The sequence below is a fragment of the Pseudoxanthomonas sp. Root65 genome (genome assembly GCF_001427635.1).
Classification (GTDB): Bacteria; Pseudomonadota; Gammaproteobacteria; order Xanthomonadales; family Xanthomonadaceae; genus Pseudoxanthomonas_A.
In genome coordinates, this window is the sequence record NZ_LMHA01000002.1 from 454,945 (window position 1) to 468,351 (window position 13,407).

11 protein-coding genes are annotated in these 13,407 nt (G+C 69.7%); 3 read left to right on the forward strand and 8 right to left on the reverse strand.

What is annotated here, in order from left to right; all coding sequences use genetic code 11:
- Nucleotides 1-4 precede the first annotated feature (4 nt).
- The 4 genes from ASD77_RS12685 to ASD77_RS12700 form a co-directional block, all read right to left on the reverse strand.
- Nucleotides 5-1,783, reverse strand: coding sequence for an ABC transporter transmembrane domain-containing protein (locus tag ASD77_RS12685; RefSeq protein ID WP_055942213.1), 1,779 nt, complete (start codon nt 1,781-1,783; stop codon nt 5-7).
- Nucleotides 1,784-1,893: 110 nt separating this feature from the next.
- Nucleotides 1,894-2,481 (reverse strand): YigZ family protein, encoded by a 588-nt coding sequence (locus ASD77_RS12690; protein WP_055942216.1) that lies wholly within the window; start codon nt 2,479-2,481, stop codon nt 1,894-1,896.
- Nucleotides 2,478-3,617 carry a hypothetical protein gene (locus ASD77_RS18510; RefSeq protein ID WP_055942219.1) on the reverse strand — a complete coding sequence of 380 codons (1,140 nt, stop codon included), beginning with the start codon at nt 3,615-3,617 and terminating at the stop codon, nt 2,478-2,480. The genes ASD77_RS12690 and ASD77_RS18510 overlap by 4 nt, the downstream gene beginning before the upstream one ends.
- A gap of 2 nt (nt 3,618-3,619) precedes the next feature.
- Nucleotides 3,620-4,174, reverse strand: a complete 555-nt coding sequence (locus tag ASD77_RS12700) for an RNA polymerase sigma factor (protein ID WP_055943423.1) — start codon at nt 4,172-4,174, stop codon at nt 3,620-3,622.
- 262 nt (nt 4,175-4,436) lie between these two features.
- Here ASD77_RS12700 and ASD77_RS12705 point away from each other — a divergent pair, with 262 nt between their 5' ends.
- A complete protein-coding gene (locus ASD77_RS12705; protein ID WP_055942222.1) occupies nt 4,437-7,343 on the forward strand; it encodes an EAL domain-containing protein in 2,907 nt (968 codons plus the stop codon).
- 21 nt (nt 7,344-7,364) lie between these two features.
- Here the strand turns inward: ASD77_RS12705 and ASD77_RS12710 are convergent, their stop codons facing one another.
- The 4 genes from ASD77_RS12710 to xseA form a co-directional block, all read right to left on the reverse strand.
- Complete coding sequence (locus ASD77_RS12710) at nt 7,365-7,754, reverse strand: hypothetical protein (RefSeq protein ID WP_055942226.1); 390 nt, start codon at nt 7,752-7,754, stop codon at nt 7,365-7,367.
- A gap of 63 nt (nt 7,755-7,817) precedes the next feature.
- Nucleotides 7,818-9,605 (reverse strand): VWA domain-containing protein, encoded by a 1,788-nt coding sequence (locus tag ASD77_RS12715; protein WP_055942229.1) that lies wholly within the window; start codon nt 9,603-9,605, stop codon nt 7,818-7,820.
- A 105-nt stretch (nt 9,606-9,710) separates the two neighbouring features.
- Nucleotides 9,711-10,055, reverse strand: coding sequence for a ribonuclease E inhibitor RraB (locus tag ASD77_RS12720; RefSeq protein ID WP_055942233.1), 345 nt, complete (start codon nt 10,053-10,055; stop codon nt 9,711-9,713).
- A gap of 85 nt (nt 10,056-10,140) precedes the next feature.
- Nucleotides 10,141-11,469 carry an exodeoxyribonuclease VII large subunit gene (gene xseA, locus ASD77_RS12725; protein WP_055942238.1) on the reverse strand — a complete coding sequence of 443 codons (1,329 nt, stop codon included), beginning with the start codon at nt 11,467-11,469 and terminating at the stop codon, nt 10,141-10,143.
- Nucleotides 11,470-11,587: 118 nt separating this feature from the next.
- Here xseA and ASD77_RS12730 point away from each other — a divergent pair, with 118 nt between their 5' ends.
- On the forward strand, nt 11,588-12,868 hold the full coding sequence (locus ASD77_RS12730) for a sialidase family protein (RefSeq protein ID WP_055943426.1): 1,281 nt from the start codon (nt 11,588-11,590) through the stop codon (nt 12,866-12,868).
- A 64-nt stretch (nt 12,869-12,932) separates the two neighbouring features.
- On the forward strand, nt 12,933-13,346 hold the full coding sequence (locus ASD77_RS12735) for a DUF2946 family protein (RefSeq protein WP_156383625.1): 414 nt from the start codon (nt 12,933-12,935) through the stop codon (nt 13,344-13,346).
- The last annotated feature ends 61 nt before the right edge of the window (nt 13,347-13,407 follow it).

The following is a 13,407-nucleotide window of genomic DNA, read 5'->3' on the forward strand; positions in this document are numbered from 1 at the left end:
ATCATCAATCCAGGAATTGCAGCCGCGCCAGCTCCGCGTACAGGCCGTCCTGCGCCAGCAGCTCGTCGTGCGTGCCTTGCGCCACGATCCGGCCCCGGTCCATCACCACGATGCGGTCCGCCTTCAATACGGTCGCCAGGCGGTGGGCGATGACCAGCGTCGTGCGCCCGTCCATCAGCCGCTCCAGCGCATGCTGCACGGCGCGCTCGCTCTGCGCATCGAGTGCGCTGGTGGCTTCGTCCAGCAACAGGATGGGCGCATCCTTCAACAGTGCGCGCGCAATGGCGATGCGCTGCTGCTGTCCGCCGGACAGGCGTGCGCCGCGTTCGCCGAGCGGGCTGTCGAAGCCTTCCGGCAGCTCGCGGATGAAATCGTCGGCCTCGGCGGCTTCGGCCGCGGCCTGCAGTTCGGCATCGGTGGCATCGAGCTTGCCGTAGCGGATGTTCTCCGCCGCGCTGGCGGCGAAGATGGTGGGCTGCTGCGGCACGAGCGCGATGTGTTCGCGCAGCTGCGCGGGATCGAGTTCGCGCAGGTCCACGCCGTCGACCCGCACGCTGCCCGATTGCGCGTCGTGGAAACGCAGCAGCATCGAGAACACCGTGCTCTTGCCGGCGCCGGAGGGGCCGACCAGGGCGACGGTTTCGCCCGGATGTACGGTCAGCGCGAACGCGTCAAGGGCGGGCAGGTCCGGGCGCGACGGGTAATGGAACGAGACGTTGTCGAAGCGGATCTCGCCTTTCACCGGCGTCGGCAACGCGCGCGGCGCGGCGGGTGCGCGGATCGCCGGGGTCTCGTTGAGCAGTTCGGCGATGCGGCCCATGCCGCCGGCCGCACGCTGCAGTTCGTTCCAGACCTCGGCCAGCGCACCGACCGAACCGCCGCCGATCAGCGCATACAGCACGAACTGCCCCAGCGTACCCGCACTCATCGTGCCGTCGATGACATCGTGCGCGCCCGACCACAGTACCAGGGTGATCGCACCGAAGATCAGCGTGATGGCAGCGGCCGTCACCCACGCCTGCGCGCGGATGCGGCGACGCGCAGTGTCCACGGCGATGGCGATCGCATCGCCGAAGCGGCCCCGTTCATAGGGTTCGCGGGCATGCGCCTGCACGGTACGCACGGCGCCCAGCGTTTCGCTGGCCAGCGTGTTGGCGTCGGCCACGCGGTCCTGGCTGGCGCGCGACGCCTTTTCCAGCCGGCGCGCACCCAGCACGATGGGCAGCACCGCCAGCGGAATGCCGATCAGCGCGAACGCGGCCAGTCGCGGACTGGTGACGAACAGCATCGCCAGGCTGCCGATCACCGTGACGCTGCTCCGCAGCGCGACCGACATGCTGGTGGCCACCACCGTCCGCAGCAGTTCGCTGTCGGCGGAGAGCCGCGACACCAGTTCGCCGCTGCGGCTGCGGTCGTGGAACTCGGCGTCCAGGCCGATCAGGTGGCCGTAGAGCTGGCCGCGCAGGTCGGCGACGACCTTCTCGCCCAGCAGCGACACGAAGTAGAAGCGCGCGGCGCTGGCCAGCGCCAGTACCACCGCCACCACGAACAGGAACAGGAAGGCGCGGTTGATGTTCGCGCCATCGGTGAACCCGTTGTCGATCATCTGCCGGAACGCCACCGGCAGGCTCAGCGTCGCTGCCGAAGCCAGCGCCAGCGCCAGCAGCCACGCGGTGAACAGCCCGCCATGCTGGCGCACGAACGGCCACAGCGCGCGCAGCGTGCCCAGCTTGGGTTTGGGCTTGGCGGCGGTGCCGTCCAGGGTCTCGCTCGGCGTACTCATCGGAATCGGTTCTCGAAGCGGTTGTGGAAGAGGCTTCAGCCCCGACCAGGCCGCCACGCTCCCGTGATGCCGGAAGCCCCTTCCACAAACACCTGCCGCAGGCCGGATAGCTAGGCCGGCCCGACAACGCGCACCCGGTTACGGGTGGCGTCGCGGAGCTGCGATTTCAAGGCGTCCACGCGATCGGTGGGCAACTGCACGACCAGACGCGCACCCGTTTCGTCGAAGGCTTCGTCCTGTTTCGTCGCCTGGTGGGCGGTGAGCGCGGCATGCACATGGCCCAGGTCGTCGAACGGACAGCTCAGTTCAAGCGTCGCCAGGGCAACGAGCGGCTCACGCGGGGCAAGGCGCAGGCATTCCGCCGCCGCCCTGCCATAAGCCCGCACCAGGCCGCCGGCGCCCAGCTTGATGCCGCCGTACCAGCGCGTCACCACCACCATCAGCCGGTCGAAGCCCTGGCCATCGATCGCGGACAGGATAGGCCGGCCCGCCGTGCCCGCAGGCTCGCCATCGTCGCTCGACCGGTAGTCGTTGCCGATCCGGTAGGCCCAGCAGTTGTGGGTGGCGGCCGGGTCGCCGATCTCGCGCAGGAAGGCAAGGGCCTCATCGGCACTGACCACGGGCGCGGCCTGGGCGAGGAAACGGCTGTGCTTCACCTCCAGCAGCTGCGAGGCGCGCGCGGTGAGGGTGTCGCTCACGGGTTGCCGAGCAGGGGGCGCAGGTCGTCCGGGACGCGCTGGAACGGATGCTCCTGCACGAACAGCTGCAGGCTGCGCAGCGCGTTGGCGTCGTCGCCCAGATCGCGGCGCAAGCGGATGCGGTCCAGCCATTCGGCCGGTGGAAGCCGCGTGTCCTGGTCCACCGGCGCCTGCAGTTCGGTGCGGCGCAGCGCGTTGCGCGCCGCGCTGGGCTGGGTGCTGCCGGCGCTGGCGGCCGGCGCCGGGGGAGGCGGCGGTGCGACGGCTACCGGTGCGGGTGCCGGCGCAGCGTCCTGTGTCCTGGCCTGACGCTCCCGCGATCTCATGCGGCTGCCGGTGACGGCAATGGTGTCCAGGGTGCGGCTGTCCTCGGACTTCGCCGCGTCGTCGCGCTGCGCCTCGACGTAGCGGGCGCGCTGTTCCTGCTGCTGCGCGCTGGCGGCGCGCTCTAGCTGCTCTTCTTCCCGCATCGCGCCGCCCAGCACGTCGGCCGCAACCGCGGCGGGAGCCGCGTACGAATCGCTGGCGGCATCGGCGGGAAACGCACGCGGTGCGTCGCCTGCCTCACGCGTCGGCGCTTCCGATGCGGGCGCGCTGGCCGGGGCGGGAAGCAGCGCGAACGGACTGCGCTTGGGTATGGCGTCCTGGCGAGCCGCGGCTTCCGCGTTCTTGCGGGCGGGACCGGGTGCGGTGGCGATGCGTGCGGGGGGCGGAGGCGGCGGTACCTTCGCGGACGCAGGCGGGGCGACGTCCTCGGCGATGACCGCCAGCGGGGGCGTCTGCGGTACTGCCGGGTCGGCGACCTCGGCTGCCATCGCCGGCGCTTCCTGCAACGACGCGTCCGCATGCGCGCTGGCGGACGGCATTTCGCTGGCCACGGGGATGTCGTGCGACGGCCGCAGCTGCCAGGCGACGCCGGCGGCGAGCAGCACCGAGGCGGCCACGCCCATGCCCAGCGGCCAGCGACGACGCGTCGGCGGGATCTGGCCACCGCGCGCCGGTGCCGCCTGCACGGCCGCGCGCGCGGCGCCGAGGATGCGCGCATCCAGCTCGGGCGACGGACCGCCATGCGGTCCCAGCCGCGACAGCGACTGCGCCAGCGCGTGCTCTTCGGGGGTCAGGGGCTCGTGGATCATGCTCATTCGTTCAACCTCGTCCGCAACCGGTCCATCGCATACCGCAGCCGCGATTTCACGGTTTCCCGGCCCACGCCGGTGATCTCGCCGATCTCCTCCAGGGTCAGTTCCTGTTCCAGCCGCAGCAGCAGCACCTCGCGCTGCTCCGGCGGCAACTCGTCCATGGCCAACTGCAACCGCCGCCGCTGCTCGAACTCCGACAGCTGCCGCTCCGGCGTGTCCGGGTCGGGCACGCGCGCGGTGCGCTCGTCCGCATCATGGGGTGCGGCGGGCCGGTGCTTCGATGCGCGCCAGTGGTCGTTGAGGCGATTGTGCGCGATCCGGTACAGCCAGGTCCCGAACGCGGCTTCCGGTTTCCAGCCCTCGCGCGCGGCGATCACCCGCTGCCAGGTGTCCTGGAAGAACTCGTCGGCCAGCGCGGCATCCCGCAGGTGCCGCAGCAGGAACCGGTACAGCGGGCCGCGATGGCGCGCGTAAAGCTGCTCGAAGGCCGACGCATCGCCGGCGGCATAGGCCAGCATCAGGGTTTCGTCGGCGGGTTCGGCAAGGTCGTTCACCGCCGCCAGCGTAAGCGGTCCCCGTGCGCCCGTGAAGACGGGGAGGGGAACGTCGGCCACCTCGTTCATCGATCCGCACCCACCTGCAGCGGGTACGGACATGAGGAATCCGACGGTGGCGAGGGGAGGCAGCACAGGCAGGGCGAACGGCCCAGCGCCCGGGGCGGGGTTGTCCCGGGCGTTTCCGTTCAGGGGGCGGCAGGCGGTATGCTCGCCCGGGGGACTTCCAGACACCACGCACCGACGCGTTCGGGACACAGGCATGCCTACGCCATCGATCAGCGCCGACAACCCGGCCAGCGCGGACGCCTCGCCGGCGGAACGGATTGCGCTGATCCTGTGTGGGCTGCTGCCGGCGGGGTCGGAACTGGCGGTCTGCTGGCGGGACTGGGCCCTGGGCAACGGCAGCGGCGCCACGCCGGGCGCGCCGGCTTCCCTGCGTCGCCTGGCCGAGCATGCGCTCGCCGACAGCGGGGTCGGACACGACGGCCCCGGGCTGCGCGTGCATGCCTGGGACAACGCCGATGGCAATGCCCGCGTCGCACTGGCCCTGGCGTGTCCGCAGCCGCTGGCCGACGCCGACGAAGCGTCCTGGGTCCTGCTGGCGCGCGCCCTGCTGGTGACGTCGCTCGACGCCTCGCGCGCGCAGGCGCGGGTGGTGTCGCTGGAGAAGTCCAAGCGGTTGCAGCAGGCGCTCTACGAGATCGCCGACCTGGCCGGCGCCGACCTGGAAATGCCCGAGATGCTCCGCCGCATCCATGCGGTGGTGAACTCGCTGATGTATGCGGAGAACTGCTACATCGTCCTGTACGACGACCAGCGCCGCAGCGTGCGCTTCCTCTACTTCGCCGACCAGCGCGACCCCTATGTCGCCGAGCCCGAGCGCGAGTTCGGCGAGGAGGAGATGGCCAACAGCATGACCTTCGCGCTGCTGCGCCATGGCCAGCCGCTGCGCGGGCCGTCGGCGGTGATCCGGCAGAAGCTGGGGGTCGTGCGCGATCCCTCGCACGGCCCCGACAGCCTGGACTGGCTGGGCGTGCCGATGCGCCGCGACGACCGCGTCTGCGGCGCCATCGTGGTGCAGAGCTATGACGCGCCGGCGAGCTATGCCGACGAGGACCGCGCGCTGCTGGGCTACGTGGCGCAGCACATCCTCACTGCGCTCGACCGCAAGCACGCGCATGTCGAACTGGAGCACCGGGTTGCAGTGCGCACGCACGAGCTGCAGCGCGCCAACCGCGAGCTGCAGGCCGAAATCATGGAGCGCAAGCGCGCCGAGAAGCTGCAGCGCGCGCTGTTCCGCATCACCGACCTGGCCATCACGTCGGAAAGCCTCCAGCGCTTCTACGCCGACGTGCACGTGGTGGTCGACGAACTGATCAATGCCCGCAACTTCTACATCGCGCTGGTCTCCGACGATGGGGAACAACTCAATTTCCCCTATTCGATCGACGAACGCGACCCGATGCGCAAGGCCCGGCGCATGACGAACGGCCTGACCGAGTACGTCATCGCCAACGGCCGCCCGCTGCTGGCCGATCGCGCGGTGATCGGCCAGCTGGCGGACGAGGGCAAGCTGTTGCAGCACGGCCCGCCGGCCCACAGTTGGCTGGGCGTGCCGTTGTTCAGGGGTGAGGACGTCGTCGGCACGGTGGTGGTGCAGAGTTATTCCGAAGATGTGAAGTTCACCCTGCACGACCAGAACCTGCTGACCTTCGTGGCCCACCACATCGGCAACGGCCTGGACCGCCAGCGCGCGCAGGAGCGGCTGCGCAGCGCGCATGCCGAGCTCGAGCGGCGTGTGGACGAGCGCACGCGGGAACTCAACGAGGCCAACCACCAGCTGCGCTCGCAGATCGGCGAGCGCCTGCGCATCGAGCAGCAGCTCACCCACCAGGCCACGCACGACGCGCTGACCGGGCTACCCAATCGTCCACACCTGCTGGATCGTCTGGCCGCATCCATCGAGCGCGCACGGCATGGCGATGGGCAGGCGTTCGCGGTGCTGTTCCTCGACCTGGACCGCTTCAAGCTGGTCAACGACAGCATGGGCCACGCCGCCGGCGACGAACTGCTGGTGGAAGTGGCGCGCCGCATCACCATGAGTGTGCGCGACGAGGACGTGGTCTCGCGCCTGGGCGGCGACGAGTTCGCGCTGCTGGTCGAGTATGCCGAGGGCGTGGAGAACGTGCGCGACTTCGCCCAGCGCCTGCTCGCGGTGCTGGGTCTGCCGATGTGGGTGGCCGGGCGCGAACTGTTCCCGTCGGCCAGTCTCGGCATCGCGGTGTGGCACCCACGCTACCGCAACGGCGAGGAACTGCTGCGCGATGCGGATGCGGCGATGTACCGCGCAAAAGAACAGGGTCGCGACCGCTGCGCGATGTTCGACGAAGCGATGCGTGAAGCCGCTATGCAGAGCCTGGACCTGGAAGCCGACCTGCGGCGTGCGATCAATCATCGCGACTTCCTGCCGTTCTACCAGCCGATCCGACGCATGGACGACGGCCGGGTGATCGGCCACGAGGCGCTGCTGCGTTGGCAGCACGAACGGCGTGGCCTGCTGCTGCCGGCGGAATTCATCGCGGTGGGCGAGGACAGCGGGTTGATCGAACAGGTCGACTGGTTGCTGTACGAACAGGTGGTGCGTCAGATCGCGCGGGGCATCGAGGGCTACATCTCGGTCAATGTGTCGCCACGGCATTTCCGCTCGCCCGATTTCGGCGACCGCCTGCTGGCGATGTTCGAGGCACAGGGCGCCGATCCGTCGCGCCTGCGGCTGGAGATCACCGAAGTCGCGCTGCTTGACGACGCGCCCCGCACGCTGCGCATCCTGCGCACGCTGCGCCAGCACGGCATCCTGGCGCAGCTGGACGATTTCGGCACCGGCTTCTCGGCGCTGTCCTACCTGCACCGCTTTCCCATCTCGGTACTCAAGATCGACCGCAGCTTCGTCTCGGGGCTGGGCAACGAAGCGCGCCCGGAAAGCCTGGCGCTGGTGCGCGCCATCCTGGCACTGGCCGGCACGCTGGGCATCGAGACGATCGCCGAGGGCGTGGAGACCGATGAGCAACGGCAGGCGTTGCTGGACCTCGGCTGCCACCTGGGCCAAGGCTATCTGCTGGGGCGGCCTGCGGCGCAGATGGAAGCGGTTGTCGCCGATGTGGCGTGAGTGTGGAGTTCGCATGTCGCGCTAGCGGATGTCGATGGACTGGCCGTCATGGGGTCGCAGTTGCCCCGAGGGGTTGGCTTCGCCCATGGCCGAGACCACTCGCCAATTGAGCCAGAAGTCGCCTACGCAGATTCGCCGGAATCGCACGTCGACGGTGTTGCCGGCAGGAATGTCGACCTGTTCCAGTGACGAGAGACGGGAACGCAGAACGCCGTCATGCACGGGCTTGTCGAAGTCTTCCGGCAGGGGTGCCGGAAGACTTCGGTCCATGTGGAAACTCTTCAGCTGTACGGTAACCGCATACGACCGATGGTTGACGACCACGACGTGGATTCCACAGCTCGTCGCGCGGGTGGCAGCGGGGTAGAGAAGGGCGGCGAGCACAACAAGCCTGAGAAGCGTCATGGTCATTGGGTTCACTCATTGACGTAAGAACATGGCGGAGCCCGTCCTTGGACCTCCGCCGCTTACGGGTCATTCGCCCGCGATGGCGGGCGTATCGCCTTCCACGGTGACCAGTCGCTGCGCCTGGTCCACCATGCCGATGAACTCCGCCTTCAGCCCGTATAGGTCGCGCCCGGTCGCCGCACGCGCGGTGCGCACCGCATCGTCCCAGTTCCAGCCGTCGATGCGCTGGCCGCCACGCAGCAGATCAGCGTATGCAGCCACCGCACTGGCGAAGCGGAAGGCGTCGCTCGGCTGCGTGCTCAGTGCCGCGCGTGCGATCGGCGTCTCGATCAGGCGACTGCTGTCCTGGCCGGGCAGCTTGTAGCGCAGCCGCACATGCGCGATCTCATCGGTGGACGCGCCGGCCGCGACCTGCTTGCCGCCGTAGCGCAGCGCGGGCAGGCGTTCAGCGCCGCTGCCCACCGGCGTGATCTCGTACAGGGCGGTGACTTCGTGGCCTGCGCCGATGTCGCCGGCGTCGACCTTGTCGTTGGCGAAGTCCTCGTTGGCCAGTACCCGGTTTTCGTAGCCGATCAGGCGGTACTCGGACACGACAGCAGGATTGAACTCCACCTGGATCTTCACGTCGCGGGCGATGGTCAGCAGGGTGGACTGCATTTCGTCCACCAGCACCTTGCGGCCTTCCTGCAGCGTGTCGATGTAGGCGTGGTTGCCGTCGCCGACGTCGGCCAGCGTCTCGGCCAGCGCATCGTTGTAGTTGCCAGTGCCGAAGCCGAGCGTGGTCAGTGCGATGCCGGACGCGCGCTGGTCGGCCACCATCGTTTCCAGCGCGTCCTGGTTGACCGTGCCGACATTGAAGTCGCCATCGGTGGCCAGGATCACGCGGTTCACGCCATCCTTGACGTAGGCCTGCTTCGCCATCGCGTACGCCAGGCGGATCCCGTCGCCGCCATTGGTGCTGCCGCCGGCCTGCAGGCGATCCAGGGCGCCGAGGATCTCATCGTGCCGATCACCAGGCGTCGGCGGCAGCACCAGGCCCGCCGAGCCGGCGTAGACGACGATGCTGACCCGGTCCTGCGCACGCAGTTGCGGGACGAGCTGGGAGAACGACTGCTTCAGCAGTGGCAGCTTGTCCGGCGAATCCATCGACCCGGAAGTGTCGAGCAGGAACACGAGATTGGCCGGCGGCAGCGTCGCCTTGGGCACGTCGTAGCCCTTGATGCCGACCATCAGCAGTTGGCGTTTGGCATTCCACGGCGCGGGGGCGAGTTCGGTGGTGACCTTGAACGGACGGCTGCGGTCGGTGGGTCCGGCGTGACCGTAGCGGAAGTAGTTGATGAACTCCTCGGCGCGCACCGCGTCCGCGGGCGGACGCTGCCCTTCGCGCAGCATGCGGCGCACGTTGCTGTAGCTGCCGGTATCCACGTCCACCGAAAAAGTCGAGACGGGCTCGTCCAGCGTACGGCGCACCGGGTTGTCGTCGCGCTCGGCGTATTTCTCGGTGTTGGCGGGCGCAGCCTGCGGGCTCTGTGGGGCAATGGCGACGTTGGCGGCCCGGTACTCCAACATCCTCATGGGGGCCGGTGGTGGCGGTGCGGCCGGTGCATGGGCATGTCCCGCCGTGATCGCGGCCTTGGCCTGATCGCGGCGCAGGCGGGCGCCGGTGACGACGACGCTGTCGAGCGTCGCCTGCTCGCTGCGCACCGCTTCGGCGGCATCGGCGGCATCGGCGGCGACGTATGCGTCGGCCGCCGCGGCCTCCTCGGCGTCGCGGGCTTGCTGGGTAGTAGGGTTGGACTGGCATGCGGCCAGCAGGGCGGTGGCCAGCAGGGTAACGGTCAGACGGTGCGGCATGGCGTGACTCCGTGTGTGGGACAGGGAGTCGAACGCGCAGGCCCGGGAAACGGGGTTGAAGGGGGGCGCCATCTCGGGTCGGTACCCGAATCGTGCGCCGACCTGTCAGTCGATGGCGCCCACGTCCATGCCGTCGTAGGCAGCCAGTCCGTGTTCCTCGGCGAAGCGGTACAGCGCCTGGTTGCGCTCATGCAGGCTGTCGGGCGTGTGGACTTCGGTCTTCTCGACATGCAGCCACCACAGGTCCGGGTCCTTTCGGTTGTCCTTGTCTTCCAGGTACAGCGCGATCACGCGATAACCCTGTTCCTGCAGCAGCGGGACGACCGCCTCCAGCGGCGCGCGCGAGCCATGGGTGAAGAAGTAGCCCCACACCAGCGGCTTGCGCAGGTCCCAGGTCGTCTCCCGGGCCATGTTGTCGAACATCTCGACCAGTTGTTCGTGGGTGATCATGAAGCGTGCTCCAGGCAAGGCGATGTGTGTTCTTGGAATAGGGGATGATGCGAAGACGGTGTGCGAAGCGGCTGCATCGAGACCGCTATTCCGCCCGCAGCCTCATCCGGCCATCGGCTACCTGCGCTTCCAGCCGATCCCCCGGCTGCACCTGCGCCACCGAGCGCACCAGGGTGCCGTCTTCCTTGGTCACCAGCGCGTAGCCGCGGGCGACGGTCGCCAGCGGGCTGACCGCTTCCAGTGAGCGGGCGAGGGCGCGCAGGCGCAGGGCGTCGCGTTGCAGGGTGCGCGCGACGGCGGCCTGCGGACGCGGGGCGAGAGCGAGCAGACGCGCGCGCAGCTGTTCCAGGCGACGCCGAGGCGCGTGTGCGCGCAGGACGGCGTCGGCGTGGCGCAGGGCGGCGAGGCGGCGCGCGTGCTGGTCGCGCCAGAGCGCGTGCAGCCGTCGTGCGGCGTCTTCCTGGCGGCGGCGGAACATGTCCAGCCGCGCCTGCGGACGCAAGGCGTGCAGCCGCAGGGCGGCGCGGTCGGCGCGCTGCATGGCGTTGCGCAGACGGTGCGCGTGCGTGGTGGCCAGGCGGCGGTGCAGGGTCTGCACGCGCGCCAGCAGGTCGCGCCGGTCCGGCACCAGCACTTCGGCCGCGACCGAGGGCGTCGGTGCGCGCAGGTCGGCGGCGAAATCGGCGAGGGTGAAGTCGGTTTCGTGGCCGATGGCGGAGACCACGGGCACCGGCGAGGCGGCGATGGCGCGCGCCAGGCGCTCGTCGTTGAACGCCCAGAGGTCTTCCAGCGAGCCACCGCCACGGGTCACCAGCAGCACGTCGTAACGGCCACTGCGCGCCGCGCGCTGCAGCATGTCGACGATCTGCGCGGCCGCCGTTTCTCCCTGCACCTGCACCGGCAGCACGTCCACCTCCAGCAAGGGGAAGCGCCGCTGCAGCACGCTGAGCACATCGCGCACGGCCGCGCCGGTGGGCGAGGTGAGCACGGCGAGGCGCCGCACGTGGGCGGGCAGGGGACGCTTGCGTACATCGTCGAACAGACCTTCCGCGGCAAGCCGGGCCTTCAGTTCCTCGAACGCGCGCCGCAGTGCGCCTTCGCCGGCTTCCTCCAGGCTGTCGATCACCAGCTGGTAGTCGCCGCGCGCTTCGTACAGCGTCAGCCGCCCGCGCGCGAGCACGCGCAGTCCCTCGCGCGGCGCGAACTTCAGCCACTGGCTCTTGGGCTTGAACATCGCGCAGCGCACCTGCGCACGCGCGTCCTTCAGGGTGAAGTACAGATGGCCCGAGGCAGGGCGGGTGACGTTGCCCAACTCGCCTTCCACCCACACCAGCGGAAAAGCGCCTTCCAGCAGGTCGCGCGCCAGCGTGTTGAGCTGGGTGGGCGTGAGGATGTCGCGGGCGGTGTCGGTCATGCGACAAGGATAAACGGTGGCGAGGACAGGCGCCGCGAACGCCTGCGACAGGCGGTCGCAGTCCGCCGGGCGTGTTCCGTGGTGGAATGGCGCGATCCCGATGACCGGAATCGTCCGCATGCCCGTGTCCTGCTGGTCCCGTTACGTGGTGCCGATGCTGCTTGCCGTGCTGGCGGCATGTTCGCCTGCGGGCGTGCCTCCGCCCGATGCCGTCGCGTCGTCGCCCGTCGTGGAGCGGGTGAGCCTGCCGTCACCCGCCGGTGCCGCGCAGCCCGACCTCGTCTCCACGCCCGACGGGTCCCTGCTGCTGAGCTGGCTGGAGCCGGTGGGCGAGACCGGGCATCGCCTGCGCTTCAGCCGCCGTCCCGCGCAGGTCGCCGACTGGGACGCGCCGCGCACCATCGCCGAAGGCACGAAGTGGTTCGTCAACTGGGCCGACACGCCGCACGTCTACGCCTTGCAGGATGGTTCGCTATGGGCACACTGGTTGCGCAGCACCGGGCCGTCGCGGATGGACTACGGCATCGACCTGGTGCGCTCCGGCGACGGTGGCGCCACCTGGAGCGCGCCGCAGCGGGTGCATCCCGCCGGCACGCCCGGCGATCATGGCTTCGTGACCTTCTGGCCGCAGGCGCGCGACCGGCTGGGCATCGCCTGGCTGGACAGCCGGCAGAAGGCGGCTGCCGGTGCGCACGCGCACCACGACGACGGCCATCATGGCGGCGGTGCCCCGATGATGCTGCGCGCGGCGTTGTATGGCGCGGATGCGACACAGCGCGCGGAATGGCCGCTGGATGCGTCCACCTGCGACTGCTGCACCACCGCGTCGGCGATGACCGACCGCGGCGTAGTGGTGGTCTACCGGGGGCGCGGTGAAGGCGAGATCCGCGATACCCGCGTTGTCCGCTTCGATGGCGAACGCTGGACGCCGCCGCGCGACGTGCATGCGGATGGCTGGATGATCGCCGGCTGCCCGGTCAACGGGCCGGTGGTCGTCGCCGACGGCGCCACGGTCTGGGTCGCGTGGTACACGGAAGCGGACGGACTGCCGGAGCTGCGGGCCGCACGTTCCGACGATGCGGGCGACACGTTCGCCGCGCCGGTCACGCTGGCGAAGGGCACACAGGTGCTGGGACGCCTGGGATTGGCGCGCGGCGGCGATCACCTGCTGGTGAGCTGGCTGGAACAGGCGCCGGACGAACGCCAGACCCTCGTGCTGGGCCGCTACGACGGCGCATGGCGCCAGACGCAGCGCGTCGATGTCGCCACGCTGTCCACGCGCGGAAGGGCCAGTGGCATCCCGCGTCTGCAATGGAGCGACGATGCGGCATGGCTTGCCTGGACCGATGTGGCCGGTGAGACGCCCGGCCTGCAGGCTGCACGCGTGCGGTTCCGCTGACGGCAACGGGTGCGACATTCCGTCGCATCTGATCCGCATGGCCGGCAACGCTTAAAATCACGGCGTGATCCGCTCGCACGCCTTCCTCCGACCGATGCTGCAGCTGGCGTTGCTGGCCGCGCTGTTGATGGCGTTTGCGCCGTCGGTGACGCGGTGGGTGAGCGTTACCGGATCGCAGGTGCTGGCCGGCTGGACCGAGCTGTGCACCACCGATGGCATCAAGTGGGTCGACACCCGCACCGAATCTACGATTGCAAAATCGCCGCTTGGCAAGGCGCCGTCGCCCGCCGGCATGTCGATGGGAGCCGATTGCGCCTATTGCACGCTGGCCGCTGCGCTGCCGTTGCTGCTGCTCTGTCTCGCGCTGCTGTTTCCCCGTCTGCCGGGGGACATCGCTGCAAGCCCGCTGACGCTTCCATCCGTCAGGCGCCAGCGCCTGCGCGGTCTCGGCGGACAGGGGCCGCCGATCCTGCTCTGAACCACAAGACCTCTCGTTGATCGTGCGGCCGGTGCGCCGCGTCCTTGTGCTTTGGAGTGCC